The sequence below is a fragment of the Halobaculum roseum genome (assembly GCF_019880245.1).
Classification (GTDB): domain Archaea; phylum Halobacteriota; class Halobacteria; order Halobacteriales; family Haloferacaceae; genus Halobaculum; species Halobaculum roseum.
Genome location: NZ_CP082286.1, coordinates 1,342,379 through 1,366,839 on the forward strand (window position 1 = coordinate 1,342,379; position 24,461 = coordinate 1,366,839).

The window sequence follows — 24,461 nt, forward strand, 5'->3', positions numbered from 1 at the left end:
TCCTCCGGTAGTCGACCGGAGCGGAGGCGTCGCTGTGGAGTCAGTTGCGTCGGTGAAGAATCGGAATCACAGTGATGTCGCCGTCAGGCGACGGTGTGAGCCTAGTTATGCGCGGACGACGTTCGTCGCGCGCGGGCCCTTGGGGGCCTGTTCGATGTCGAACTCGATCTCGGTCCCTTCCGTCAGATCCTCGCCGCCGACATCCTCCATGTGGAAGAACACGTCGTCGTCGGAGTCCTCAGTCTCGATGAAACCGTAGCCGCCAGTGTCGTTGAAGAAATCAACCTTACCGTTTGCCATTGCAACCAAACGAATGGCCGTCGACCGGATAAGGGTTCCGCATTTGTTCCCCGAACGGATTTCTTTCCGGACAAATATTCTGTGACAACTGATTTGTATGGTCATTCGGCCATGCGAGGTCGGTTGTACGGGAGTACGGTGCCCGATCCGTCATAACGAGGCGGCGATCCCCGCGATCCGGAGGTATCGGAGTCGTGTGAGTCGTTACCGCCCGATCCGTGTCCTTCTGTCACACAGGTTTCGTCGTCGGATCCACGGTCGAGCTGTGGGGTGTGGGCGGGCAGCCCGTAGTTCGGATCTGTCGTCTCGACTTGCGAGTCCGTGGATGGGGACATGTCTTTGACGCCACATCTCGAAGTGGGAACGAACGCGTGCTTCGACCAACGATATCTCCGATAGCGGCCATTCCCGTCGGCCATGAGTGACGACGTGAGTACGGCGAGTTCGGTTCGGAGCATCGACGGGCCCGTGGAACGGGCGATGCACTGGCTCGTTCTCGGAGGGAATCGCATCGCGGTGTCGGGCGTTCTCGTCGCGGCTATCGTGGCCTTCTTTTTCCCGTTGACCCAGTTCGGGCTCCTGGCCATCGGGCCGGGTAGCGCCGCGGCGTCGGCCTTCGCGAGCGGACTCATCTCCGGAACGGTGACGCTCGTGACGATCGCGTTGTCCATCAATCAGCTCGTCCTCTCGCGCGTGTTCGGTTCCCCGAACGAACTGTCCGACCAGTTGAGCGGCACGCGCGACCTCCGCCGTCGCGTCCGTGACCACGCCGGCGAATCGTCCGCTCCGAACGACCCGGCGGAGTTCCTCGACCTGGTGGCCGAGACGCTAACCGAGCGCGCGAACCGTCTCGGTTCGGCGTTCGAACACGCCGGCGGCGACGGGACGCACGAGGTCGAAACGTACGCCGAGGGGATCGCCGCCTACGGAGAAAGCATCACTACGAAGATCGAGAGCCAGACGGCCATCGTGAACGTACTGGAGGTCGTTCTGGGGACCGAATACGCCCAGAACATGACCGCGACTGAACATCTCCGGAACGAGCACGGCGACCGTCTCTCCGAGGAGGCCGGAGCGGAACTCGACGCGATCGACGATCTGCTGGGTGCCATCGCGATCACGCGCCAGTTCTTCAAGACGCTCTCGCTCCAGCAGGACTTCGCTCGACTCTCCCGCGTGGTCGCCTACAGCGGTCTCGTAGCCCTCGCTGCCAGCATCGCGATGGCGCTCATTTACCTCCCCGACTCCGTCACTGTTCCGACCCAGTATCTGCCGCTCGCGTTCAGTCTCGGTATCGGGGTCATCGTCACGCCGCTCGCCGTGTTCATCGCATACGTGTTCCGGGCGGCCACTATCGCTCGCCATACCGTGTCGGTCGGGCCCTTCGTCCCGCCCGAGGAACGATCCGACACCGGGTGAGGCAGTCCGTCGTTGCGGGACTAGGTTCGGTGATCGCAGTTCCCTCTCGAAAGGCGGGTCGACGGGGAAGCCGTTCGGCACACTCGCGCGTCGATGACCGGTTCGGACGGATAGAACACCCTGGTGGGTCCCTGCCTACTGTTGCACCCCCGCTTTCTCCGAGAATATCTCTACCGTCAAAGACGACGGCCTCGGCACTCATAGGGCTCGTCGTCGCGCCGGAGCCACCCGGGCTCGGAGCGGTCGCCTCGTCATCGGCCACCCGCCACTACCCCGTCGCGACGCAAGTGCGTTTCTCCTGCCGGCCGACGAGCCGCTCCCGCGACGACGCCGCGGCCGTCGAACAGTTATCCCCCTCGAACCCGTGGCACCGATGATGAGTTCGTCCCGCCCCGTCGACGCCCTCCGGTTGAACCGGCCGGAGATCGCCGTGTTCGTCTCGGGGGTCGCGAGCATGGGCCTGGAGATCCTCGCCGGGCGGATGATCGCCCCGCAGTTCGGCAGCAGCATCTACACCTGGGGCACCATCATCGGGGTGTTCCTCGCGGCGCTGAGCTACGGCTACCACCGCGGGGGAAAGCTGGCCGCCGAGCGCGCGACGAACGGCCGGATGGCGCGGGTGTTCCTCCTGACGGCGGTGTACGTCGCGGGGCTGATCCTCGTCGGCGACGTGTTCTTGCGCGCCACCGCCGGCTTCCCGCTGCCGAGCCGGATCGCGTCGCTGCCGGCGGTGACGCTGCTGTTCGGGCCGCCGACGTACCTGCTGGGCTACGTCAGCCCGTACGCCGCCGAGCTGTCGGCGAAGGAGGGGCTCGGCGAGGCGTCGGGCCACGTGTACATGCTCGGCACCGTCGGCAGCATCGTCGGCGCGTTCGCGACCACCTACCTCCTGATCCCCTCGCTCGGCATCGACCAGATCGCGTTAGTGTTCGGCGCGATCTCGATCGCGGCGGCGGTGGCGGTCGGGCGGCCGTTCGGCCGCGAGCGCGCGACCGTCACCGGCTTCGTCGCGCTGTTGCTCGTCGTGTCGGCCGCGACCGGCGCCGCCGGCTACAGCGTCCAGGGCGAGGTGGTGTACGAGACGCAGACGCCGTACCAGAGCCTGCGGGTCGTCGATCTCGGCGAGACACGGACGCTGTATCTCGGCGGGCAGCGCCACAGCGCGATGGATATCGAGGAGCCGAACCGACACGTGTTCGAGTACACGCGCTACTTCCATCTCCCGTATCTCTTCGCGGACGACCCCGACGAGATCGATCGGGTGTTGTTCATCGGCGGCGGCGGCTTCACCGGCCCCAAGCGGTTCGTCCACGAGTACGAGAACGTCACCGTCGACGTGGCCGAGATCGACCCCGCGGTGATCGACGCGGCGACGGAGTACTTCCGCGTCGAGGAGTCCGAGCGGCTCAACATCTACAACGAGGGCGGCCGGCAGTTCCTCCGGGAGACGAACCGCACGTACGACCTGATCGTCCTGGACGCCTACCAGAAGGACAAGGTTCCCTTCGAGCTGACGACGCGGGAGTTCATGTCGCTGGCGAACAATCGCCTCGACGACGACGGGATCCTCTTCGCGAACGTCATCTCCGCCCCCAGAGGGCCGGCCTCGAAGTTCTACCGCGCGGAGTATCGAACCGTCTCGCGTGAGTTCCCGCAGGTGTACAGCTTCCCGACCGCCGGCGGCGGCGTGGTCCAGAACATCGAGCTGGTCGCGACGAAGAACGACACCCGGCTCTCGGAGGAGCGGCTGCTCGCGCGCAACGAGCGTCGCGACATCGGGATCGACCTCGAGGCGGAGATCCGGACGTACGCCGACGCGCCGCCGACGGACGACGTGCCGGTCCTGCGCGACGACCGGGCGCCCGTCGACAGCCTGCTGGACCCGATGGTCGGCCAACGCTACGTCATCCAGGAATCGAACGCGAGCGAGTCGGCCGAGGATCGCGGCCGGGAATCCGAGCGGGTGACGGCCGACCCGGCAACCGTTCGAGACGTGAGCGCACGCCCCGTGGCGGGGGTGGGGCCGCCGCCCCGCGGACCGGGCGCTCGCGCGGCCGAACTCGACCGGGTAACCGTACCGTAGTCGACACCGGATCGGGCGCGGGGCGTCTGATGAGCAACGGGGCGGGCGAGGCGGTCGTCCGAGCGGCTGGGAATCCGGTTATTCGCGTCGTACTCGCGGATCCACGCCGCATACTAATCGTGGACGCCTGCTAACGCGAGGAGTACGAATGGACACCGTGAACGACGAGCGCGAGCGGGCGTTGATCCCGACGGGGTACGACGGGGCGACGTGTACGTGCGTCCGGTCGCTCGCCCGACAGGGCATCGGGACGGTGGTCGCCTCGGAGAAGCCGAACGTCCCCGCGGCGGCGTCGCGCTACTGTGACGAGGCGGTCACGCTGCCGCGGCCGCGACAGGGGTTGGTGCCGTATCGCGACGCCCTCCTGGCGCTTGCCGAACGTGAGGACGTGCGGACGATCATCCCGGTCCGACCGGAGGACACCTACCTGTTGTCGCGCTACGAGTCGTCGTTCGCCGAGCACGTCTCGCTCGTCGTTCCGCCGATGGCGCAACTGGAGCGGGTGTTCGACCGCATCCAGCTCGTGGCGGCCGCGGAGGCGGCCGGGGTCCCGGTTCCGGAGACCCGGCTTCTCTCCGATGTCGACGACTGGACGCCGGAGCTCCTGATCAAATCACGGTATAACGTCCTCACGGACGCGAACCTCGACGATCTGGGGCCGGACGACGCGAACGTCGTGAAGGGGATCCACCACGTCGGCCGCGGCGAAACGCCAGATATCGAGGGGATCCGCGCCGAGATGTGCCACGACCCCATCGTTCAGGAGTTCGTCCGGACGGACGGCGAGTTCATGTTCACCGGGCTGTACGACCACGGCGAACCGCTCGCGACCTTCCAACACCGGCAGATCCGGGGGAACTCCTACACCGGCGGCGGCGGCGTCTACCGCCGGTCGATCGCCGATCCCGAGCTGGAGGAGGTCGGGCGGGCGCTCCTAGACGAACTCGACTGGCACGGGCTCGCGTGCATCGAGTACATGCGCGACGCCGCGACCGGCGAGTACGTCCTGACCGAGATCAACCCGCGGATGTGGCAGTCGCTCCCGTCGACGGTCCACGCGGGCGCCGACTTCCCCTGGTACTACTGGCTGGCCGCGACCGGACGGGCGGACGCGATCGACGACGGCTACGACGTGGGAGTCGGGACGCACATGCTCTACGGCGAGCTCGGCTACCTCCTGAGCGTCCTGACCGAGGATTCCCCGCACGTCGATCGGCCAGCGATCCTCGGCACGCTCCGAGAGATCGGCGCCTCGATCGTCCGCGAACCCCGGTTCGACTACCTCAAACTCGACGACCCCGGCCCGTTCGTCGCCGGCGCCCGCAGGGTCCTCCCCGACCGCGTCGCCGACGGGCGGTGGGTGTCGTGGCTGCGCCACACCGACGACCGCGCGCCACGGCACTCCTGAACGACGGCGTCCTCCGACGGAACGACGATCACGTCGGCGTCGTGATACCGTCGGCGTCGACCGACCGCGCGCCGATCGACCGCGCCGACGGGCGACATCTGCGCACACATCAGATGACTAATACAATATGGCAACCATTGACGAGAGCCGCCGCTTTCAACAGGGGTACGCGAGTATGTGACTGCCACACATGAGCCTCACCGGATCCGACCGCGTCTTCTGTCACGACTGTGGCAGGGGATTCGACTCCGAAGCGGAACTCGAACGACACGTACGCGGGGAGCAGGTCGACGAGTAGCGGCTACCAGTCCTACTCGGCCTCGACGCGTTCGCGCGCCGCCGCGACGAGCAGCGGGAGGAACACCGTCGCGTCCCCGTAGACGGAGGCGTTCTCGGCGTCCGTCTCCAGTTTCCCCCACGATCGGGCCTCCTCCAGCGTCGCCCCCGAGAGCCCGCCGGTCGCCTCGGGGTCCATCGTGATCTGGACGGCGTAGTCGTACGCGCGCGGCGTAACGAGCATCGTCTGGAGGGTGAAGTTCTTGGGGACGCCGCCGCCGATCAGCAGACAGCCCGCGGTGTCTGCCTCGAACGCCAGATCCGTCAGCGGCGTCATGTCCGCCAGCGCGTCGAGCGTCAGGTCCGATGTCTGGCCGTACATCCACGCCTGGAGTCCGAGCACGGAGTCCTGCACGGCCGGGCAGTAGATCGGCACGTCGTGTTCATAGGCGGCGGCGGCGACGCCGGGGCCCTCCGAGACGCCCTCGCGCTCGTTGACCTCGGCGTTCGCGCGGCCCAACTCCGCGGTCAACTCGGCGATCGAGACGGCGCCGTCGCGCTCGGCCAACGGCGGGAAAACCTCATCGCGGAGGTGCGCCTCGAACTCCGCGAAGTGCTCCTGCGGGAGGTAGACGTTGTAGATGCGGTCGACCTCCTCGTCGCGCAGCTGCTCGTCGTGTTCGCGGAGGCTCTTGCCCGCCTGGCGCTCCTCGCCGTGGTGGTGTTTCCCGCCGATCGCCTCGATCGCGTCGTGGGTGAGGTTCGCTCCCGTCGTCACGAGCGCGTCGACGTAGCCGTCGCGGATGAGGTCCGCGACGATCCGCCGCATGCCGGTCGGGACCATCGCGCCCGCGAGCGAGACGAAGACGGTGCAGTCGTCGTCGGCCCACATCTCCGAGAGCACGTCCGCGGCGCCGTGGACCGACTCCGCGCCGATGCCCGCGTGGCCGTACTGCTCGACCAGCTCGGCGACGGTCATGCCGCCGCGGACCCGCGCGTGTCCGAGCGGGTCGTGGTCGAACGCCTCTCGGTGGGGCGGCTCCCACTCCCCGCCGTCGTCGCCGCCGGTGTCCTCGTCGCTCATTGTCGGGCGTGCGTCCGGGGGACGCTTGAAGCGCGTGGTTCACGGCGCCGGGCGTCCCGTACTTACAGCCCGGTCGGGTGGTCGATGTAGTGCGTCTCCAGCCCCCACTCCTCGGCGAGCGACTGCAGCGCGCGCACCCCGAACGTCTCGGTCGCGTAGTGGCCCGCGAGGAACACGGAGACGCCGGCTTCGCGCGCCTCGTGGTACGCCTTCCCCTTCCCCTCGCCGGTGACGAGCGCGTCGAGCCCCGACTGCTCGGCCTCGCGCAGCCAGTCGCTCCCGCTGCCCGTGACGATCCCCACGTCCTCGATCTCGTCGGGGCCGAAATCGAGCACCTGGACGCCCTCGCCGGCGTGGTCCAGCGCCGCCTCCAGCGTCCTCGCGAGTTCGTCGGCCGCGTAGCCGTCGGGGGCGACGCCGCGCTGGCCGACGTATTCGGGGCCAATCTCGCCGAACGGTTCGCGGTCGACGAGGTCGAGCACGTCGGCGACGCCGGCGGCGTTCCCCAGCTCCCGGTGGCCGTCGAGCGGGAGATGCGAGACGTACAGCGCCACGTCGTTCGCGACGAGCGGCTCGATGCGGTCGTACTCGCGGCCGGTCACCCGGTCGAGGCCGCCCCAGATCGTCCCGTGGTGAGTCACGAGCGCGTCGGCGCCGATATCGACGGCGGCCTCGGCGGTCGCCTCGACGGCGTCGACGGCGAACGCGACCGTCTCCACCTCGCCCTCGCGCGAGCCGACCTGGAGGCCGTTAGGGGAGGCGTCGAGGTCGGCGTACGCGTCGGTGTCCAGTTCAGCGTCGAGTCGGTCGACGAACTCCGAACGCTCCATGCCCGGGCGGACGGGCGGGGGCCGCTTGTAGCCACCGCGTCGGCGACGTTGATCGGTTCGGAACGGCGAGAAGAAGTCAGCGCGCGTCCGCGTGCGAGTACACCGCCTCACGCAGCAGCTTCCCGGCCAGCGCCGCCGCCTGCCCGTCGTCGCGGTCGTTCACCTCGACGGCGTCGATCCCGACGCAGTGGGGCGCGACCCCCCGGACGGCGTCGCGGATCTCGCGGGACGAGAGGCCGAACGGCTCCATCGTACCGGTGCCCGGCGCGAACCCCGGGTCGGCGCCGTCGATATCGATCGAGAGGTACGCCTCGCGGTCGTCGAAGCCGTCGAACTCGCCGACCCAGTCGGCCACGTCCTCGGGCGCGACGACGGTCACGTCGGGGGCGTCGGCGCGCTCCCACTCCTCGGGGGAGCCGGTGCGCGCGCCGAGCACGACCACCTCGTCGACGGTTGGGTGGTCGCCTCCCGAGCTCTCGTCGCTCTCGTATCCGTCGAGACAGCGCCGGACGACACACGCGTGGCTCAGCGGGTTGCCGTCGTAGGCGTCGCGGAGATCGAGGTGCGCGTCGACCGTGACGAGCACGTCGGGGGCGCTGGCGCGCACCCCCGCCCAGGTGACGGTGTGCTCGCCGCCCAAGAGGAGCGGGACGGCGTCGTCGATGACGGCCGCGCGCAGCTCGGCGGTCAGGTGATCGAGGTACTCGTCGAGTGCGTCCCACGCGGGCACGTCGCCCGCGTCGTGGACGCGGAGATCGGAGAAGAACGAATCCGTCCGTCGGTCGTAGTCGTCGTAGGTGGCGGCGAACTTGCGGACCCGCTCGGGTCCGAAGCGGGTCCCCGGCTGGAACGTCGTCGTCGCGTCGAGCGGCGCGCCCGTGAGGACGTACGCCGCCTCGTCGCGATCGGCGTTCGCGCCGGGGAATCGCATGGATTACCCGACGACCTTCCGCTGTCCCTCGTACTCGAGGTACTCGATGTTCTGGTCGGGCGTGAAGTCCTCGTCCTCGGGCACGCGCATCGTGAACGTCTCGTAGGTGTCGAGGTCCATGACCTGGGCGTCGTTGCCGGAGACGGAGACGACCTGGCCCTGCTTGCGCTGGATGATCGGCACCCACACCTTCGCGTCGACGGGCTGGGAGAGCGAGCGTTTCTTGTCGTCGAACACGCCCTTGCCCTCGATGCGGGCCTTCGCGCTCCCGTGCTTGCCGGGCTTCGCGGTGCTGTAGGCGTTGATCTTGCAGGGGGAGTCCTCCATCATCACGTAGCTCCCCTCTTGCAGCTCGCGGACCTGCTTCTGCTCTCTCGGCATACCACGCGGTTCCCGTCGGACCGGTATAAACGGTTTGATAGCGCCGGAGGCGCGGGAGATCCGCCACGCGCTGTGCCGAGCGAGCACGGCTCACTACGTGATTATCTCCCGTCACGACGAACGGGAACCATGACCGACGACACTGAGAGCTCGACCCGCGACGGACGGACCCGACCCGAAGCCGGCGACGAGACCGTCCGGGACGACGCCGGGGCCGTCCCGGGAACGATCGGCGAGGCGAGCGCGGCGGCCTCCGACCCGTCGCCCGACGACGAAACGCCGATGGCGAAGGTGTACTACGAGGACGGCGAGCCGGTGGTGCTCGCGGCCGCGTTCGTCATCGAGGACTGGCCGTGGGTCGTCGGCTTCGACCAGGCCGGCACCGACGGCTACGACTACGTCTCGATCCCGATCGACCGGATCGTCGGCGTTCGCAGCCCGCGGTACGCCGCCTTCTCGCACAACGGCCGTCGCGTCACCGCCTACGGCGTCATGGACGGGGAGACGCGGGAGTTCCGCGATCTGCTCCCGCTGTGAGGTACGATGCCGTCGCCGTCGGCGGCAACGGTAGCGGTCGCGGCGGCGGGCGACGGCATCGTCGCTGTCAGTGATGCCACCGCTGCCGGCGACGCCGTCACCAGTCGATGACTTGGCGGTCGCGCCAGAACCGCCCGCCGGGGCCGTCGCGAAAGCGCGCGAGCCACGTCGGCGTCTCCGCGCCCTCGGCGGGCGTCCGCGGGGCCTCCTCGCCGCCCATCTCGGTGTGGACCCAACCGGGACACGCCGAGTTGGCGATCAGCCCCTCGTCGGCGTACTCGCCGTGGAGGTACTTCGTGAGCCCGTTGAGCCCGGTCTTCGTCACGCGGTAGGCGGGCGATCCGCCGGACTGCTCCTCGACGAGTGCACTCATTCCCGAGGAGACGTTGACGATCCGCGGGTTGTCGGTGTTCAACATCGGCGGGAGCGCGTACTTGCACAGCAGCATGGGGCCGCGGAGGTTCACCGAGATGGAGTGGTCGATGTGGTGGGTCTGTTCCTCGTGCAGCGGCGCGCCGAAGTGGCCGACGCCGGCGTTGTTGACGAGGACATCGAGGCCGTCCTCGTCCTCGCCGATCCGGTTCAGCGCGTCCTGGATGTCGCCCTCCTGGCTCACGTCGAGGGTCACGCGCTCGTACTCGTCGGGGAGGTCGTAGGTGACGCTGCGCACGCCCGCGTAGACGGTCGCGCCCAGCTCGGCGAGGTTGCTCGCGATCTCGGCGCCGATGCCGCGGTTGGCGCCCGTGACGAGCGCGGCCTGCCCCGTGAGGTCGTCGTACAGGTCCGGCTCGGCGGCGGGCGTGCCCGCGTCGGCGTCGCTGTCGGTCATACCCGGCGTTGGGAGCCGGGACATTACGGCGTTTCGACCCGGAGCCGCCGGAGCGACTCGCCGGTCCACCGGTACGCGACCACCGCCTCGGGCGCGACGATCGCGTAGACGTATCCCGTCCACGTCGCGCGATCTCGGTCTGTCTCGGAGGGCGCGGCCGGGCCGCGGGGGTGGCTGTGGTAGAAGCCGACCACGTCGCTGCCGCGGGCCTCGGCGTCCTCGATCGCGGCGACCGTCTCCGCGGGGTCGAGCTCGTAGAAGCGATCGGGCTCGTCGGCGACGTTGTCGACGGGGACCGCCTCGTCGACGCGATCGGCCGTGCCCGCGTCTTGCTCCTCGCGTTCCGCGTCAGCGTCGCCCGCGCGGTCGCCGAGGAGGATCCCGCACACCTCCGCGGGCGCGCCGGCGACGCGGCGCTCGTGCAGGGTGTCGCGCACGTCGGCCGGGAGCAGGAGGCGGTCGGCGGTCACGGGAGCGGGCGTCGCCGGGTTACTCGAAGTCGCGCCGCATGGCGATCTCGAACCACGGGCACAGCCGCAGTTGGCGGTACCACTCGGGGTGCTCGTGGAGGTGTTCGTAGTCGACCCACAGCAGGCCCGCGATCTCCTCCTCGTCGGGGTCGAGCCCGTCGTCCTCCAGCGTGACCTTCAGGACGGCACACACCTCCCACTCCAGCCCCGCGTTCTCGAAGTAGCGCTTGTACTCGAAGCGGTCGGTGAGTGTCACCTCGTCGTACTGGTCGGGGGTGATGCCGAGCTCCTCCTCCAGCCGCTGGCGTGTGGCCTCCTTCTGCGTCTGGCCCTCGACGGGGTGGGAGGCGACCGTGCCGTCCCAGAAGGTGCCCCACAGGCGCTTGCCGGGCGCGCGTTGGCCCAGGAGAAGGCGGCCGTTCGAGTCGAAGACGAGGCAGGTGAACGCCCGGTGGCGGATGCCGTCCCCGGTGTGGGCGTCCAGCCGGTTCACGGTCCCCTGCGGGGTGTCGTCGCCGTCGACGGCGATCACGTCCTGGAGGGCGTTCTCGTGTTCCGGCTCCTCGTTCGCGGTCGCCGCGGCGTCGCTCGCGCCGGCGTCCTCTGTGCTCATACGGCGTGGGTCGTGAGGGCGGACCATGACCGCTTCGGTGTCGATCCGGTGTGGGAGCCGTATCGGCGGGAGCGGTCGAGGTCGAGGCGGCGACCACCGAGACCGCGACAGCGACGACGGACCACACCGCGACGGCGACGACGGACCACACCGCGACGGCGACGACGGACCACACCGCGACGGCGGCGACCTACCCGAGCCGCTCGTCCAGAATGAGCCGCGTCTTCGTCCCCTCGATCTCGTCGAGCTCGCGAGCGCGCGTGATGAGCTCGTTCACCGCGCGGGTGTCCACACAGTCGACGATGAGCACGATGTCCTCCTGGCCCGAAACCTGCCAGACGAAGTCGACCTCCTCCCAGTCGGCCAGCCGCTCGGAGACGGCGCTGGTGTTGACGTTCATGTCGACGCTGATCTCCACCATCGCCTTCACGTTCCCCGTGCGCGTGGTGACGGTGAAGCGCTCGATGACGCCCTCGCTGCTCATCCGGTCCACCCGGTTTCGCACCGTCCCCTCGCTCGTGCCGACCTCCTCGGCGATCTCCGTGTACGGCGTCCGCGCGTCCCGTCGCAGGAGGTTGAGGATGCGCCGGTCCAGGTCGTCCATGCACGCCCTTGCCGGAGGTGGCGCATAGTGGTTACGAATTTCGTAACGAATCTTCGAACGACGCACTTATGTGCCGTCCGATGATGTGTATCTCGTAATGGCGGACGCCTACGTCGCCCTGGCCGACGGCCGTGTCTTCGAGGCACGCGCCCGCGCGCCGGGCCGGACACGTGGTGAACTGGTGTTCACGACCGCGTACACCGGGTACGAGGAGTCGCTCACGGACCCCTCCTACGAGGAGCAGGTCCTCACGTTCTCCTACCCGTTGATCGGAAACTACGGCGTCCGAGCGGAGCGATTCGAGTCCGATCGCGTCCACCCGAACGCCGCGATCGCCCGCGAGTTCACCGACGACGTGGCCGAGTGGCTCGAGTCCGAGGGCGTGCCCGCGGTCGACCACCTCGACACCCGCGACATCGTCACGAGCGTGCGCGAGGAGGGCGCGATGGCCTGCGGCATCGCCGCCGGACCGGACGCGACCCCCGAGGCCGCGAAGGAGGAGCTGGAGCAGTGCGTCGAGATGTCCGACCACCTCGACATCGGCAAGCAGGTGTCGACTGACGAGCCGTACACCGTCGAGGGCGACGGCGAGTACGACGTGGCGCTCGTCGACTGCGGGATGAAGGGCTCCATCCCCTCCTCGCTGACCGAGCGCGGCGCCGACGTGCACGTGCTGCCGTACGACGTGGACGCCGAGACGGTCGCGGAGCTGGACCCGGACGTGCTGTTCGTCTCGAACGGCCCCGGCGACCCCGCGAACTTCGAGTCCGCGCAGGCGCTCGTCGAGGAGTTCGCCGGCGAGGTCCCGCTGGCGGGCATCTGTCTCGGCCAGCAGATCGTCGCCCGCGCGTTCGGCGGCGACACCGAGAAGATGGCCTTCGGCCACCACGGCGTCAACCAACCCGTGCGCGACGTGGAGACCGGGCAGGTCGTCATGACGACCCAGAACCACGGCTACTCCGTCGCCGACCCCGGCGACTTGGAGGTGACGCAGCTGAACGTCAACGACGACACCGCCGAGGGGCTCAAAAGCGACGAGTGCGCGGTCATCACCCGGCAGTACCATCCCGAGGCGAACCCCGGCCCGCACGACTCGCTGGGCTTCTTCGACGAGGTGCTCGAGATGGCCGAGGGCGGGTCGCGGACGCCGGTTACCGCCGACTAGGGCCGAAAAACACGTTCACGTTCTTACAAAACTCCGCTTCCGAGAAGCTACTTCCCCGTTCGTGTCGTCTCGGCGAGTATGGCAGTCGATGACACGGGAAGCGACGAGTACAGCGAGGCGGTCGACCTCGACGAGCTCCGAGCCGAGGGGCGCGCGCTGACGGCCGTCGACGGGACGCCGATCGCGTTGTTCTACCACGAGGGCGAGGTGCGGGCGGTGAACAACCGCTGTCCGCACATGGGCTTTCCCCTGACGGAGGGCAGCGTCGACGAGGGCGTGCTCACCTGTCACTGGCACCACGCCCGGTTCGAGCTCTCCTGTGGCGACACGTTCGACCCGTGGGCCGACGACGTGGACACCTACCCGACCGAGATCCGGGAGGGGACGGTGTACGTCTCGCCGGCGCCGCGGCGCTCGGACCCGCCGGCGGTCCACTGGCGCGAGCGCCTCGACGACGGCCTCGAACAGAACCTCCGGCTCGTGCTGGGGAAGTCTGCGGTCGCGCTCACAGACGCGGGCGTCGACCCGGCCGAGGTCGTCGAGCGCGGGGTCACCTTCGGTGTCCGCAACCGCGCCGACGGGTGGAGCTCCGGGCTCACGATCCTCGTCGCGCTGGCGAACCGCCTGCCGGACCTGGACGACCAGGACCGCAAGCGCGCGCTGTATCAGGGGCTCACGGAGGTCGCCGGCGACTGCGACGGCGAGGCGCCGAAGTTCGAGCAGGAGGCGTTCGCGGCGACGGACGTGTCCTTCGAGCGCCTGCGGTCGTGGTTCCGCGAGAACGTCGAGGTGCGCGACGCCGACGGCGCCGAGCGCGTGCTTCGGACCGCCGTCGCCGCCGGCTACGGCCCCGAGAAGTTGACCGAGTTACTGGTCGTCGCGGCGACGGACCACCGCTACCTCGACACGGGCCACACGTTCGACTTCGTGAACAAGGCGACCGAGGCGCTGGACCTGGTCGGCTGGGACGACGAGGAGCGCACCGCCGAGGTCCTCTCGTCGCTCGTGCGCGGGCTCGCGACCGCCGACCGCGCCGAGGAGACCTCCTCGTGGCGCCAGCCCGACGACCTCGCGGCGATGTGCGAGGAGTCGTTCGCCCGCCTCGACGACCTCGTCGCCGCCGGCGAGGGGGAGACGTGGACCGAGCCGGACGACTTCACCGAGCGCCTGCACGCGGCCGACCCCGAGACGGTGTTCGACGTGCTGGAGGAAGCCATCGAGAACGGGGCGACCGTCGAGCAGCTCGCGAGCGCGGTGTCGTTCGCGGCCGCGAAGCGCGTCGCGCTGTTCGCCACGAGCAACGAGTTCAACGACTGGAACACGGTCCATCACACGTTCACCTTCGCGAACGCGGTCCACCGGGCGGCCGAGCGGACGGACGCGACGGCGCTGTATCGCGGCGTGTTCGACGCCGCGGTGAACGTCTACCTCGACCGGTTCCTCAACACGCCGCCGGCGCCGGAGGCGACGGGCGACCCCGACGCCGATCCGGAGGCCGCGCTGGAGTCGCTCCGAATGGCGTTCGAGCAGCAGGGGAAGGTGCAGCAGGCCGGCGACGCGGTCGCCGACTACCTCGCCGCCGGCGGCGACCCCGACCGGCTGAAGGCCGAGCTGGGGAACGCCCTGCTCGTCGAGGACACCGGCTTCCACACCTTCCAGGCGTACGAGGCCGCCTGCCGGCAGTTCGACGCACGGGAGGACCCGGAGGAGCGCCGGGACTGTCTCGTCGCCGCCGCACGCTACATGGCCGCCCACTACCCGACGCGCCGCTCGCGCGAGCAGACGTTCTCCATCGCCGCGCGGCTGCTGCGCGGCGAGCGGGTCCACGGCGACGCGGACGACGACGCCGGCGCGGACGAGTCGAGCCCCGAGGCGAGCGCGGACGACTGACCGCGGCCTCGGGGCTCGACCCGGTTTGACCGGCCGGAGACTCGGGGGCGACCCGGTGGACCGACCGGATGCTCGGCGGCGCGCCGGATCAGTCCGTTCGGTCGCCGTCGAAGCCGGACCCGTCGGCGCGGGTGAGCCCCGACCCCCACGCGACGCCCGAGGCGGGTCCCGCGGTGCCCGCGGCGCCGGCCGCGCCCGTTCGCGGCAGGTCGTCGAAGCTCCACACCCGGTGGTCCGCCCGGACGCAGCGGCCGCGCTCCTCGTGCCCGTGGCGCTCGACGTGGACGGCGTCGAGGCCGGCGTTCCAGGCGGCGCCCACGTCGCTGGCGCCGTCGCCGAGGTAGACGCCCCGCTGGGCCGTCGGGTCGACGCCGATGTCGTTCATCGCGGCGTGGAGGGGGTCGGGCGCGGGCTTCCAGCCGGTCTCGTCGGAACACGCGAGGAACGTGTCGAAGCGGTCGGTCAGCCCGAGCCGGTCGGTGACCGGGCGCGCCAGGAACTCCGCGCAGTGTGTCACGAGCCCCAGCGGCACGTCCCGTGCGTGGAGGTCGCCGAGCAGGCGTGCGGCGTCGTCGTGGAGGTACGTCGCGTCGGCGCGCGCCTGCGGGTCCTCGACGGCGTGGAAGGCCGGCCAGAACTCCCCGGGGTCGAGTCCCCATTCGCGCAGGAGGGGGTCGCGCGCACCGGTGAGGCCGTGCCACAGTACCTCGGCCTGCCGGTCGGAGAAGTCGTAGTCGATGCGGGATCCGACCCGGTCGAACACCTCGCGGGTGTACGACCACTCGGCGTCGACGAGCGTGCCGTCGAGGTCGAACAGCCAGAAGTCGTACGTGTCGGGGACCATCAGCGGAGTTTCGGATAGGTCGTTCCCGCTGTTATATCTTCGCACCCTACCGACGGCGTTTGTCGCAGCTTACCCAGCTTCGGGCGGGCGGATCTCCGGTCGGAATCGCGGACAGATGCCGGAGACGGCGTTAGCCGTCCTCTGTCTCCTCGTCATCCCTCCTGGACTCCTCGCCTCCCATCCCGAACTCGTCGTCTCTCCCCCCGGATCCCCCGGTTGCCGGGTCGTCGTCCGCGTCGACGCGGATCGAGGAGCCGAAGTACTTGTGTAGCGCCTCGCGCACCGAGTCGGCGCGAAACGCCGCGAGGTCGTCGCCGACGGCCTCGCGCAGCGCCGCGAGGTACGCCTCGTCGGTCTCGAACTCCGCGAACGTCGCGGACAGCACCTCGACGCCCTCCGGGAGCCGGTCGGCACAGAGCCGTCGCGCGTGCTCGGCGTCGTTCGCCTCGCCGCGCCACAGCGCGTCCCGAAACAGCAGCCACCCCTCCTCGCCCGGCGGCGGCGCGGGGATCCGAAGCACCGTCTCGAAGGCGTCCGGGTCGATGCGCGCGCGCCGCGGCGACAGCGTGAAGCGCACCCGAAAGACGTACGACGCGTCCACGGCCTCCTCCCCGGTTACTCCGCGAGTTCGTTCAGCCGTTCGGCCAGGTCGATGTCCTTCCCGGTGACGCCGCCGGCGTCGTGGGTGGTGAGGCGGACCTCGACCTCGCGCCACTCGACGGTCATCGACGGGTGGTGGAACGCCTCCTCGGCGAGCCCGCCCGCGCCGGCCGCGAAGCCGACCCCCTCGAGATACGAGTCGAACTCGAAGGTGCGGGCGATCTCGTCGGCGTCGGCGTCGTGGTGCCAGCCGTCGGGCAGTGCCGCCGCGATCTCGTCGGCGTCGAGTACGTCGCTCACGTACACTGGGACGGTCGCCCGGGGCAAAAGCGTACCTCGAGTCGTGGCCCGCGGGAACGGTCCGGACGCGTTCGGCGGCTACGGGATGTGCTCGTCGCTACGTGACGCGCTCGTCGGATTCGGAACTCGTTCGAAACGAACCGCGGGGGGACGCCTCAGCGGTCGCCCGCGGCGGACGCGAGCGCGGACTTCGCGTCGTCGATCAGCGAGAGCGTTCCCGCGCCCGCCGACAGCACCGGGTACGGCGACGCCAGCGAGCGATAGAGGTAGTCGAACCAGTGGCGACGGTCGCCCTCCTCGTCGTGGATCCGGGCCTGTCGGTCCGACAACAGCGACTCGACGCGCCCCTCGTGCCACTCGAGGCGCTCGTACTCCGCGACGAGGTCGGTGTAGCTCGCGCGCGTCAGGTCGCGGTCGACGATCCCCTCGCTCGTGTCGACCGCGGGCGAGAGCGTCGACTCGGCCGCCTCGATCGACGACCGCTCGGTCTCCAGCTTCGAGAGCAGCTCCGCGCGCTCCTCGCTGGCGTGTCGGGCGCCGCTCGCGAGCGTCGTCCGCAGCGACGGGGTCAACGCCCCGCCGTCCTCGACGAGCGCGCTCGCGACCGGCGCGGAGAACTCCTCGGCGACGTTCGTCGCGAGCGTCTCGTCGTACTCCTCCTCGTAGTGGGCAGTCGCCATCACCGTCTCGCGGTAGGCCCGACGGGCGTCGGCCAACCCGTCCTCGTCGACGGTCGCCCCCCCGGCCGGCACCGTCAGCACGTTGGTTCCCCCGCCGGTCGGCGTCGGACGCGCGCGCTCGCTCGACTCGAGCTTCGCGACGCGGCGCCGGAACTGCTCGAACGCGTCCCGTTCGGCGCGCGTTCGAGTCACCTCCCGCGCGAGCGCCTCGCGTGCGCCGTCGAGCCGCGACAGCACCGCTCCCGCGATCAGGAGGAACACGGCCGTCATCCCCAGGACGGCGAGCCCCACGGCGATGTCCGGGTGCTCACACGCCGCGGCCCGGCACATCGACTCCACCCCCAGTTCGACGGGCTCGGTCGAGAGCCGACCGACCCCGCGACTCGCTCCGTTCATACACACACGTGTGACGGCATCGCACATCACAGTTTCCCCTAGAACCCATCGCGTCGAAATTTTCCCCCGGGCGTCGCCCGGAAACTGAGCGACCGGCCGCTACTCCTCGGAGAGTCGTTCGAGCACGCCGTCGGGGAGATCCGCGCTGCCGTCGGGCGATCGGGCTCCTCCCGGCGTCGACGGCGGCCCGTCGAACTCGGGGTCGAACAGCTGCATCGCCGTGTGGATCGTCTCCCAGTCGTCCTCGGCGGCCGCCTCGCGGAGGCTCTTCGTCGGCGCCGCGAGGAGCTGCCCGACGAGCGCGTCCGCGAGGGCGGCGACGGTCTCGCGCTGGTCGTCGGTGAGCTCGCCGTGCGCCTCCAGCTTCGCCATCGCCTCGCGCAGCTCGCGCTGTTTCGTCCGCTCGGCCGACTCGTACATCGCGGAGACGGCGTCGTCGGCGCGCTTTCGCTTGAACTCCTCGAGGAGCCGGTCGAACTCGGCGTCGATCATCCCCTCGACCGCCTCCGCGGCGCTCGCGCGGCGCTCGCGCGCCTCGTCGGTGACGGTCTCGAGGTCGTCGATGTCGCGGACGGCGACGCGCTCGTCCCCGGCGTCAGGGACGACGTCGCGGGGTTGACCCAGATCGATACACAGCGTCTCGCCCGCGTCGGCGACGGTCTCGTCGCGGACGGTCGGGTCGGTTGCGCCGGTGGCCGCGATGACGACGTCGGCCGCCGCCGCTTCCGCGGGGAGGGCCTCGATGCCGACCGCCGCGGACTCGGTATCGAGATCGGACGCGACGTGTTCGGCGGTGCGGAGGGTCCGGTTGGCGACGACGATCCGGGAGACCGGCGAGGCGTCCAGCGCCCGCGCCGAGAGCAGCCCCATCTCGCCGGCGCCGACGACCAGCGCCGAGGCGTCCGCGAGGTCGGTCTCGCGGGCGGCGAGTTCGACCGCGGCCGAGCCGAGCGACAGCGACCCCTCGTTGATCGCCGTCTCCGCGCGTGCTCGCTTGCCCACCTGTCGTGCCTTCGAGAGCGCGTCGTCGAGCACGCCGCCGGACAGCCCCCCGACGCCGCGGGCGGCCTCCGCGGCGTCGCGCAGTTGCCCGAGGATCTGGTCCTCGCCGAGCACGAGCGACTCCAGCCCCGCGGCGACGCGCATGAGGTGCCGCAGGCTGTCCTCGTGATCGAGGTGGACGACGGCGCCCTCGCGAACGTCGGGGGCGAACCGCTCGACGGCCGTCCGCGCGACGGCGGCGTCGTCGGCCGCGACGTACGCCTCGGCGCGGTTGCACGTCTGGATGGCGAACGCCTCCTCGACTCCCTCGCGGGCGAGCAGCTCGGACACGAGCGCCGTCGGGTCCGCGACGTGCGCGGACTCGATCTCGTCGACGGACGCGTTCGCGTGGCTCACGCTCACGCCCGCGACGACGCCGGTGTCAATCATCGGTCGCCTCCATGACTCGATTCGCTTCCTGTCGTGCGTTGGAGAGTCCCTCTTGTAAAGCCTTCCAAACCGCCGACGATCCGACCACCGCCCGAACCGCCTCCCGTCGGTCGGTCGGCGGCATCCCCGCCGCCTTGAGATCCGCACGGATCTCCGCCACCAGGTCGGCCATCGGGCCCGCGCCCTCGATCTCCGACTCGATGCGCCGGCGGAGTTCCGTCGAGAGCGCGGGCGCGGCCCCGCCCGTCGCGACGGCGGCGACGACGGGGTCGTCGCGAACGGTCGCCGGCACGACGACGCTGCCCGCCTCGCGCCCGCCCGACCGGTCCGCCCGGTTCACCAGCGCGCCCGCCGCGCGGGCGGCGCGCTCGACCGCCTCGTTCACCGCGTCGTCGTCCGTCGCGGCGACGACCAGCGCCGGGTCGAACCGCTCGACCCAGTCGGCCACCTCCTCGGGCGCGGGCGCCGCGCGCACCAGCTCCGCGTCGCCGAAGTCGCGCTCGGCGAACGCGGGGCTGACGACGACCGTGCGCGCCTCCCGCGCGAACGTGCGGGCCTTGCGCGCGCCGACCGGCCCGCCGCCGACGACGAGCACCGTCTCGTCCGTGAAGTCGTGCAGCAGCGGGATCACAGTATCACCACGTCGTTGCCCGTCGATTTCGCTCGCCGCATATAGTTCTCAGCCTCGGGACCGAGAGCCGTGAATCCCGGGCGAACGCGTTCGGTTCGGAGCGGCCGCCGTGCTCGCACGGATCCGGTCGATCGCCGCGCCGGCGGCGTCCTCTGCGTCGCTCGTGTCGTCGGCGTCGCCCGTGTCCTCAGCATCCCTCGTCTCCTCGGTGTCTCTCGTGTCGTCGGCGTCGCCCGCGGCCCGGCGTCTATCACGCGTCCGTGGGCTCCGGGTCGTCGCTTCGGACCTGTGCGTCGGCGCGCTCGTCCAAACGGATTCCCGTCTTCTTCAGGATGCGCGTCGAGAACAGCGAGTCCCACTCGTCCTCGCCCACGTCCCAGAACTCCGCCATCACCTCGCGAACCTGCTCGATGCGGCGGTCGGACTCCGCCTCGTCGCGGCCGTGGGTCATCGCGAAGAAGTTGTACGGCCACACGCCCTCGTGGCGCGGCCGGTGGTAACAGTGGGTGACGAACCCCAGCGACGCGACCGCCGGGCCCACCTCCGAGAGCAGCTCGTCGGGCACGTCCCAGACGGTCATGCCGTTCTCGGTGTAGCCGAGCGCGTAGTGGTTCGGGATGACGCCGACGCGGCGCACCTTCCCCTCCTCGTTGAACCGCTTGATCGTCTCGACGACCCACTCGACGGGCTGGCCGACCGCGTCGGCCACGTCCGCGTATGGCGTCTCCGTCACCGGCAGGCCGCCCTGTATCTCGACCACGAGGTCGCGCTCGCGGGCGGTGATGCCGCGCTCCTCGGAGGGCTCGACCTCGGGGCCCAGCTGCGACAGGTCGAGGTCGCCGTCGCTCACGGGGCCCTCCAGCAGGAACTTCGCGCCGACGTGAAACTCCTCGCGCTTCGGGAGGTTGTACGTCTCCTGCCCAGTCGCCTCCTCGATGTCGGCGAGGACGCGGTCGACCTCGGCCTCGCTCGCGACCGAGACGACGAACCACATGTTGAGGTGGGGATGCTCGCGCTCGTAGTTGTGCGCCACCTCGCGAAAGTCGTTGACCGTCTCGGCCACCTCCTCGTAGCGTTCCTCGGGCGCGTGCATCGCCACGAGCGTCGCGGTGCCGCCGATCTCCTCGGCGTTGACGAGCGCGCCGAACCGCGAGAGCACGCCGCGGTCGTCGAGGTCGCGCACCGTCGCGAGCAGTTCGTCGGCGTCGACCTCGACGCCACGCTCGGACAGCGCCGCCGCGGCCGGCTTCCACGGTCGTTCGACGACCGGGAACCCGCCCTGAAACGCGTTGACGACGGCGCGTTCGAGCGTCGAGAGGTCCGTGTCCGTCCCGACGTGATCCATACCCGTGCTCGGGACGCCGCGAGGATAAGCGTCGCGTTCGCGGGCGTCACAGATCCGACTACGCGACGAGCGCCACACAGCGCGCGACGAACGGGTACACGAAACGGGAGCGACGGGTCGGCCGACCTCGATCACCTCGCGACCCGTCGCGTTTGGCAGTCGCTACTAATGCCCCTCGAGAACGTATCATCCACGATATCAATGGATCGACGACGGTTCCTACGAGCGACTGCGGCGGCGGGAATTGCTGCGGTCACCGCCGGATGCGGAGGGATCGGGGGGGACTCAGACCAGCCACCGCCCGCTGATACCGCCGCGACCCCGTCAGACACCGTCTCCACGTCGACCCCCGGACGGGCGACCGACACGGATCGATTCGACTCGGTCGTCGACCTCGCCGAGGCCGGCGCCGACGCGGACCGGTCGCTCGTGCCGTACCTCGAACGACACCTGGCCGACGACACGATGGTCTACCTCCCCGCCGGCCGGTACCGCATGGACGACACCGTTCGCCTCCTGTCGTTCGACAACGTCGGTATCGTCGGCGACGGCGCCGTCATCGTTCCGCCTGACGGGTTCGACTCCACGCTCTTCGATCTCGGTCGACCCGGCCGGGCGTCGAACCTGTTGATCGAGGGAATCACGTTCGACTTCCGGGCGCCGGATACCGGGTCTCGCCCCGTCTCCGCGCTCGTCGACGACGGCCTCGTCATCCGCGACCTCGCGGTGGTCGGCAAGCAGGACGCCGGCAGAGCGATGCTTCGAGCCGACGTCACCGACCCGGACGGAACCGGCCTCGTCGAACGGCTCCGACTCCCGGACGGCGCCGCGTACGAGACGCAGTCGACCGCCTTTCTCGTCGGCGACCGTCACCGCGGCGAACTTCGCTTCGATGACTGTCGGATCGTCGGCTTTCCCGACAACGGGCTGTACGCCGATCCCGACCACGGACGCGTCGAAGTCGTCGGCGGCTACTACGCGAACTGCGACATCTCGAACGTCCGCGTCGGCAACGACAGCGTCGTCCGCGGCGTTCACGTCAGGAACGACACCGCGCCGTCGGGGTACGAGAACATGCGCGGCATCCGAGCCACACACGGCGACGGCGTCCTGGTCGAGGACTGCACCGTCGAGCTCGAGAGGGTTTCCGCGAGCGAGGGCGGAATCGTGATGAGCAGCCAACTGACCGCCGGAACGGTCCGGAACACTCGGATCGAGGTCGACGCCGACGGGGTCAGCGCGATCAGGGCGAAGTCGCCCGACGACGCCTTGGCCGACGGGGAACTGGTGTTCGAGGACATCACGGTGCGAGGGACCGCCGCGAACGGGGCGGCGATCGAGATGCTGAATCGAGAAGACTGTACGTTCGATCGGGCCACTGTCGTCCAATCGGGTGCGTCCCGCGACGGGTTTCTGTTCGACTACGTTTCGAGCGGGGTCATCCGGGACTCGCGCATCGACGTGACTGGCCGTCCGGTCGTGTCCGCCGACCGGGCGACTGTCGAGGTGTTCGATTCGCACCCTCAGGAGGTGAATACCTCCCCGTAGGATACTCCTACTGTCACCGCTCGGCGCCGCGGCGCTCTCAGGGAACGAGCGTCACGTCGGTGACGCCGTCGAGCGCGCGGACGTCCTCGCCGAGCGTCTCCTGGTCGACGCCCGCCTCGTAGTAGAACACGAGGTCGAACGTGCCATCGCGAAGGAGCTGTTGGCACTCCCAGACGAACTCCTCGTCCTCGAGGGTGAGCCCCTGGAACTGGTTCGAGGAGAAGTCCGTGTCGTCGTTGCCGGCGTAGATGTACGACTCACCCTTGCCCGCGTGCTCGGCGATGGCCTCGTTGAGGTCGACGGTGAGCTCGTGCATCTCCAGGTCCTCCTGTCCGCCCAGGTCGGTGTGGACGACCATCCCGAGGAGCTCGATCTCTCCGGGCTCCAGCAGCGCCTTCGTCCGCTCGTAGAGGTCCCGGTCGATAGCGTCGGTCATACCGCGTTGTCGGTTCACCGGAGGGATACCGATGACGGTTTTCGCGTCTGCCCCGCACTTGCTCACGGGTCGTGCCTCCCCGTTCGCGTCTCCGAGGCCTCGCTATCGCTCGGCCTCGCTTATTTTCCGAGGCGCTCGCGTTGCTCGCGTCTCGCTCACGGGTCGTCCCTCCCCGTTCGCGTCTCCGAGGCCTCGCTATCGCTCGGCCTCGCACTCCCCGCGCATCTTTTTACTCGCCTCCCCCCACGTGTCCGCATGGAGCTCACGCTGAAGTTCTTCGCCACGTTCCGGGAGGCGGTCGGCTCGAAGATCGTCGACCGGTCGTTCCCCGACGCGAGCACCGTGGGGGACGTGCTCGCGGCGCTGGAGTCCGAGTACGACGGGCTCGCCGGCAACCTGCTGGAGGACGGGGACCTCAAGCCCCAGATCAACGTCCTGCTCAACGGGCGCGAGGTCCTCCACATGGACGGGATCGACACCGCGGTCTCCGACGGCGATACGATCGCGGTGTTCCCGCCGGTCGCCGGCGGCACTGTCGACTGCGACCGCGCCGGCGACGACGACGGCGCATCCGACGTGCGAGCCGACGGCGGCGACGGTGCCCCCGTGGATTCCGGCGAGACCGAAACCCGGGTCGAGGCGTACCGCGGGATCTCCCGGCGGCTCGCCGTCCGCTACCTCCGGAACCTCGGCGGCGACACCGACGGCCCCGACGAGGAGGCAACCGAGATCGCCGGCGACGGCTGGCGTGCGTCCGTCGCCGCCGAGAAGGTCGCCGCCGCGGGCGCCATCACGCTCACCGAGGTGACGGTTACCTTCGAGGGCGACCCCGCCGTCCTCGACGACCTGATCGAGCGGTTCGGACGAAAGGCGATGCGCGCCGGCGGGTGATGCCCGGTCACGACGACGGCGACGGTGACGACGACGACGAGGGGCTCGCCGGAAGCGATGAGGTCGGCGAGGGCGACGAAAGCGAGGACGCCGACACCATCGACGACGCGGCCGATCCGTCGTACGATCCCGACACGCGGGCGATGGGCCACCCGATCGACCCCAACGCGCTCATGATCGCGGCGGCGACCGCGAGCGTCGGCGCCGGACAGCTCCCGGAGCTCCTCCGGACGGCCGAGGAACACCTCCGCGAGCGACTCGACGAGTACGAGCGCACCTACGAATGCGTCGACGAGGACGACGACGCCGGCACCACGACGTTTCTGGTTCCTGAAGGCCACTGGAGCGAGATCGGCGACGAACTCGGCGTGAACCGCCGCGAGGCCGACGCGCTCCGGCGCGCCCACGAGCAGCACCTCCTCCGGGTCGGGACGAAACGACGCCGACGGCGGGAGTTCGAGTCGGCCTTGGAACTCCGGGAGGCAGTAGTCATCGGCGAGTGACCCCTGGTTGCGGCGGTCGCCGACCCCGCTGCCGAG

The 24,461-nt window shown here is 69.9% G+C and carries 26 protein-coding genes and 1 pseudogene; 10 read left to right on the forward strand and 17 right to left on the reverse strand.

The genetic code is table 11. The annotated features are described in order from the left end of the window. Nucleotides 1-105: 105 nt before the first annotated feature. Nucleotides 106-300: a cold-shock protein gene (locus K6T36_RS06785; protein ID WP_222923177.1), complete on the reverse strand. Its 195-nt coding sequence runs from the start codon at nucleotides 298-300 to the stop codon at nucleotides 106-108. 417 nt (nucleotides 301-717) lie between these two features. On the opposite strand from K6T36_RS06785, the gene K6T36_RS06790 reads away from it, so the two are divergent. The 3 genes from K6T36_RS06790 to K6T36_RS06800 all read left to right on the forward strand — a co-directional run bounded on the left by K6T36_RS06790 (nucleotide 718) and on the right by K6T36_RS06800 (nucleotide 5,210). Beyond that, on the forward strand, nucleotides 718-1,719 hold the full coding sequence (locus K6T36_RS06790) for a DUF7972 family membrane protein (RefSeq protein ID WP_222923178.1): 1,002 nt from the start codon (nucleotides 718-720) through the stop codon (nucleotides 1,717-1,719). A gap of 376 nt (nucleotides 1,720-2,095) precedes the next feature. After that, nucleotides 2,096-3,802, forward strand: a complete 1,707-nt coding sequence (locus tag K6T36_RS06795; protein WP_222923179.1) for a spermidine synthase — start codon at nucleotides 2,096-2,098, stop codon at nucleotides 3,800-3,802. A 148-nt stretch (nucleotides 3,803-3,950) separates the two neighbouring features. Beyond that, nucleotides 3,951-5,210 carry a carboxylate--amine ligase gene (locus K6T36_RS06800; protein ID WP_222923180.1) on the forward strand — a complete coding sequence of 420 codons (1,260 nt, stop codon included), beginning with the start codon at nucleotides 3,951-3,953 and terminating at the stop codon, nucleotides 5,208-5,210. A 310-nt stretch (nucleotides 5,211-5,520) separates the two neighbouring features. Here K6T36_RS06800 and K6T36_RS06805 read toward each other — a convergent pair whose 3' ends face one another. From K6T36_RS06805 to K6T36_RS06820, 4 genes are all read right to left on the reverse strand, one after another. Next, complete coding sequence (locus K6T36_RS06805) at nucleotides 5,521-6,570, reverse strand: deoxyhypusine synthase (protein WP_222923181.1); 1,050 nt, start codon at nucleotides 6,568-6,570, stop codon at nucleotides 5,521-5,523. Nucleotides 6,571-6,632: 62 nt separating this feature from the next. After that, complete coding sequence (locus K6T36_RS06810) at nucleotides 6,633-7,400, reverse strand: Nif3-like dinuclear metal center hexameric protein (RefSeq protein ID WP_222923182.1); 768 nt, start codon at nucleotides 7,398-7,400, stop codon at nucleotides 6,633-6,635. Nucleotides 7,401-7,476: 76 nt separating this feature from the next. Then, on the reverse strand, nucleotides 7,477-8,331 hold the full coding sequence (gene speB, locus K6T36_RS06815) for an agmatinase (RefSeq protein ID WP_222923183.1): 855 nt from the start codon (nucleotides 8,329-8,331) through the stop codon (nucleotides 7,477-7,479). Between the two features lie 3 nt (nucleotides 8,332-8,334). Further along, nucleotides 8,335-8,712, reverse strand: coding sequence for a translation initiation factor IF-5A (locus tag K6T36_RS06820; protein ID WP_222608679.1), 378 nt, complete (start codon nucleotides 8,710-8,712; stop codon nucleotides 8,335-8,337). A gap of 129 nt (nucleotides 8,713-8,841) precedes the next feature. On the opposite strand from K6T36_RS06820, the gene K6T36_RS06825 reads away from it, so the two are divergent. Next, nucleotides 8,842-9,249, forward strand: coding sequence for a hypothetical protein (locus tag K6T36_RS06825; RefSeq protein ID WP_222923184.1), 408 nt, complete (start codon nucleotides 8,842-8,844; stop codon nucleotides 9,247-9,249). A 97-nt stretch (nucleotides 9,250-9,346) separates the two neighbouring features. On the opposite strand, the gene K6T36_RS06830 is transcribed toward K6T36_RS06825, so the two are convergent. The 4 genes from K6T36_RS06830 to K6T36_RS06845 all read right to left on the reverse strand — a co-directional run bounded on the left by K6T36_RS06830 (nucleotide 9,347) and on the right by K6T36_RS06845 (nucleotide 11,765). After that, nucleotides 9,347-10,078 carry an SDR family NAD(P)-dependent oxidoreductase gene (locus tag K6T36_RS06830; protein ID WP_222923185.1) on the reverse strand — a complete coding sequence of 244 codons (732 nt, stop codon included), beginning with the start codon at nucleotides 10,076-10,078 and terminating at the stop codon, nucleotides 9,347-9,349. 23 nt (nucleotides 10,079-10,101) lie between these two features. Next, nucleotides 10,102-10,548 carry a desampylase gene (locus K6T36_RS06835; RefSeq protein WP_222923186.1) on the reverse strand — a complete coding sequence of 149 codons (447 nt, stop codon included), beginning with the start codon at nucleotides 10,546-10,548 and terminating at the stop codon, nucleotides 10,102-10,104. A gap of 19 nt (nucleotides 10,549-10,567) precedes the next feature. Next, entirely contained in the window at nucleotides 10,568-11,161 is a 594-nt protein-coding gene (locus tag K6T36_RS06840) for an NUDIX hydrolase (RefSeq protein ID WP_222923187.1), read from the reverse strand. Nucleotides 11,162-11,351: 190 nt separating this feature from the next. Further along, complete coding sequence (locus K6T36_RS06845) at nucleotides 11,352-11,765, reverse strand: Lrp/AsnC family transcriptional regulator (RefSeq protein WP_222923188.1); 414 nt, start codon at nucleotides 11,763-11,765, stop codon at nucleotides 11,352-11,354. 97 nt (nucleotides 11,766-11,862) lie between these two features. Between K6T36_RS06845 and carA the strand changes: the two genes are divergently transcribed. Together carA and K6T36_RS06855 are read left to right on the forward strand one after the other, a co-directional pair. Further along, on the forward strand, nucleotides 11,863-12,930 hold the full coding sequence (carA, locus tag K6T36_RS06850; protein WP_222608685.1) for a glutamine-hydrolyzing carbamoyl-phosphate synthase small subunit: 1,068 nt from the start codon (nucleotides 11,863-11,865) through the stop codon (nucleotides 12,928-12,930). A gap of 78 nt (nucleotides 12,931-13,008) precedes the next feature. Next, the gene (locus tag K6T36_RS06855) at nucleotides 13,009-14,820 is read left to right on the forward strand and encodes a Rieske (2Fe-2S) protein (protein ID WP_222923189.1); all 1,812 of its coding nucleotides are present in this window, start codon (nucleotides 13,009-13,011) and stop codon (nucleotides 14,818-14,820) included. Between the two features lie 88 nt (nucleotides 14,821-14,908). On the opposite strand, the gene K6T36_RS06860 is transcribed toward K6T36_RS06855, so the two are convergent. The 7 genes from K6T36_RS06860 to ahbB all read right to left on the reverse strand — a co-directional run bounded on the left by K6T36_RS06860 (nucleotide 14,909) and on the right by ahbB (nucleotide 21,047). After that, on the reverse strand, nucleotides 14,909-15,664 hold the full coding sequence (locus K6T36_RS06860) for an HAD family hydrolase (protein ID WP_222923190.1): 756 nt from the start codon (nucleotides 15,662-15,664) through the stop codon (nucleotides 14,909-14,911). A 130-nt stretch (nucleotides 15,665-15,794) separates the two neighbouring features. Next, nucleotides 15,795-16,265 (reverse strand): LWR-salt protein, encoded by a 471-nt coding sequence (gene lwrS, locus K6T36_RS06865; protein WP_222923191.1) that lies wholly within the window; start codon nucleotides 16,263-16,265, stop codon nucleotides 15,795-15,797. A 14-nt stretch (nucleotides 16,266-16,279) separates the two neighbouring features. Next, the gene (locus K6T36_RS06870) at nucleotides 16,280-16,564 is read right to left on the reverse strand and encodes a 4a-hydroxytetrahydrobiopterin dehydratase (RefSeq protein WP_222923192.1); all 285 of its coding nucleotides are present in this window, start codon (nucleotides 16,562-16,564) and stop codon (nucleotides 16,280-16,282) included. A gap of 155 nt (nucleotides 16,565-16,719) precedes the next feature. Continuing rightward, nucleotides 16,720-17,640, reverse strand: coding sequence for a DUF7260 family protein (locus tag K6T36_RS06875; RefSeq protein ID WP_222923193.1), 921 nt, complete (start codon nucleotides 17,638-17,640; stop codon nucleotides 16,720-16,722). Between the two features lie 99 nt (nucleotides 17,641-17,739). Continuing rightward, nucleotides 17,740-19,071: a glutamyl-tRNA reductase gene (hemA, locus tag K6T36_RS06880; protein ID WP_222923194.1), complete on the reverse strand. Its 1,332-nt coding sequence runs from the start codon at nucleotides 19,069-19,071 to the stop codon at nucleotides 17,740-17,742. Next, complete coding sequence (locus tag K6T36_RS06885; RefSeq protein ID WP_222923195.1) at nucleotides 19,064-19,702, reverse strand: precorrin-2 dehydrogenase/sirohydrochlorin ferrochelatase family protein; 639 nt, start codon at nucleotides 19,700-19,702, stop codon at nucleotides 19,064-19,066. The genes hemA and K6T36_RS06885 overlap by 8 nt, the downstream gene beginning before the upstream one ends. 250 nt (nucleotides 19,703-19,952) lie before the next feature. Continuing rightward, nucleotides 19,953-21,047, reverse strand: coding sequence for a siroheme decarboxylase subunit beta (gene ahbB / locus K6T36_RS06890; RefSeq protein WP_222923196.1), 1,095 nt, complete (start codon nucleotides 21,045-21,047; stop codon nucleotides 19,953-19,955). A gap of 201 nt (nucleotides 21,048-21,248) precedes the next feature. On the opposite strand from ahbB, the gene K6T36_RS06895 reads away from it, so the two are divergent. Beyond that, a complete protein-coding gene (locus K6T36_RS06895) occupies nucleotides 21,249-22,595 on the forward strand; it encodes a right-handed parallel beta-helix repeat-containing protein (RefSeq protein ID WP_222923197.1) in 1,347 nt (448 codons plus the stop codon). 37 nt (nucleotides 22,596-22,632) lie between these two features. Here the strand turns inward: K6T36_RS06895 and K6T36_RS06900 are convergent, their stop codons facing one another. Beyond that, complete coding sequence (locus K6T36_RS06900) at nucleotides 22,633-23,031, reverse strand: DUF5778 family protein (RefSeq protein ID WP_222923198.1); 399 nt, start codon at nucleotides 23,029-23,031, stop codon at nucleotides 22,633-22,635. 255 nt (nucleotides 23,032-23,286) lie between these two features. On the opposite strand from K6T36_RS06900, the pseudogene K6T36_RS19055 reads away from it, so the two are divergent. The 3 genes and pseudogenes from K6T36_RS19055 to K6T36_RS06910 all read left to right on the forward strand — a co-directional run. After that, nucleotides 23,287-23,562, forward strand: a pseudogene (locus tag K6T36_RS19055) (ubiquitin-like small modifier protein 1); the annotation flags it as partial. Nucleotides 23,563-23,637: 75 nt separating this feature from the next. Further along, nucleotides 23,638-23,922 (forward strand): MoaD-like domain-containing protein, encoded by a 285-nt coding sequence (locus K6T36_RS19245; protein WP_264084015.1) that lies wholly within the window; start codon nucleotides 23,638-23,640, stop codon nucleotides 23,920-23,922. Then, complete coding sequence (locus K6T36_RS06910) at nucleotides 23,922-24,425, forward strand: DUF8048 family protein (protein WP_225935197.1); 504 nt, start codon at nucleotides 23,922-23,924, stop codon at nucleotides 24,423-24,425. The genes K6T36_RS19245 and K6T36_RS06910 overlap by 1 nt, the downstream gene beginning before the upstream one ends. The last annotated feature ends 36 nt before the right edge of the window (nucleotides 24,426-24,461 follow it).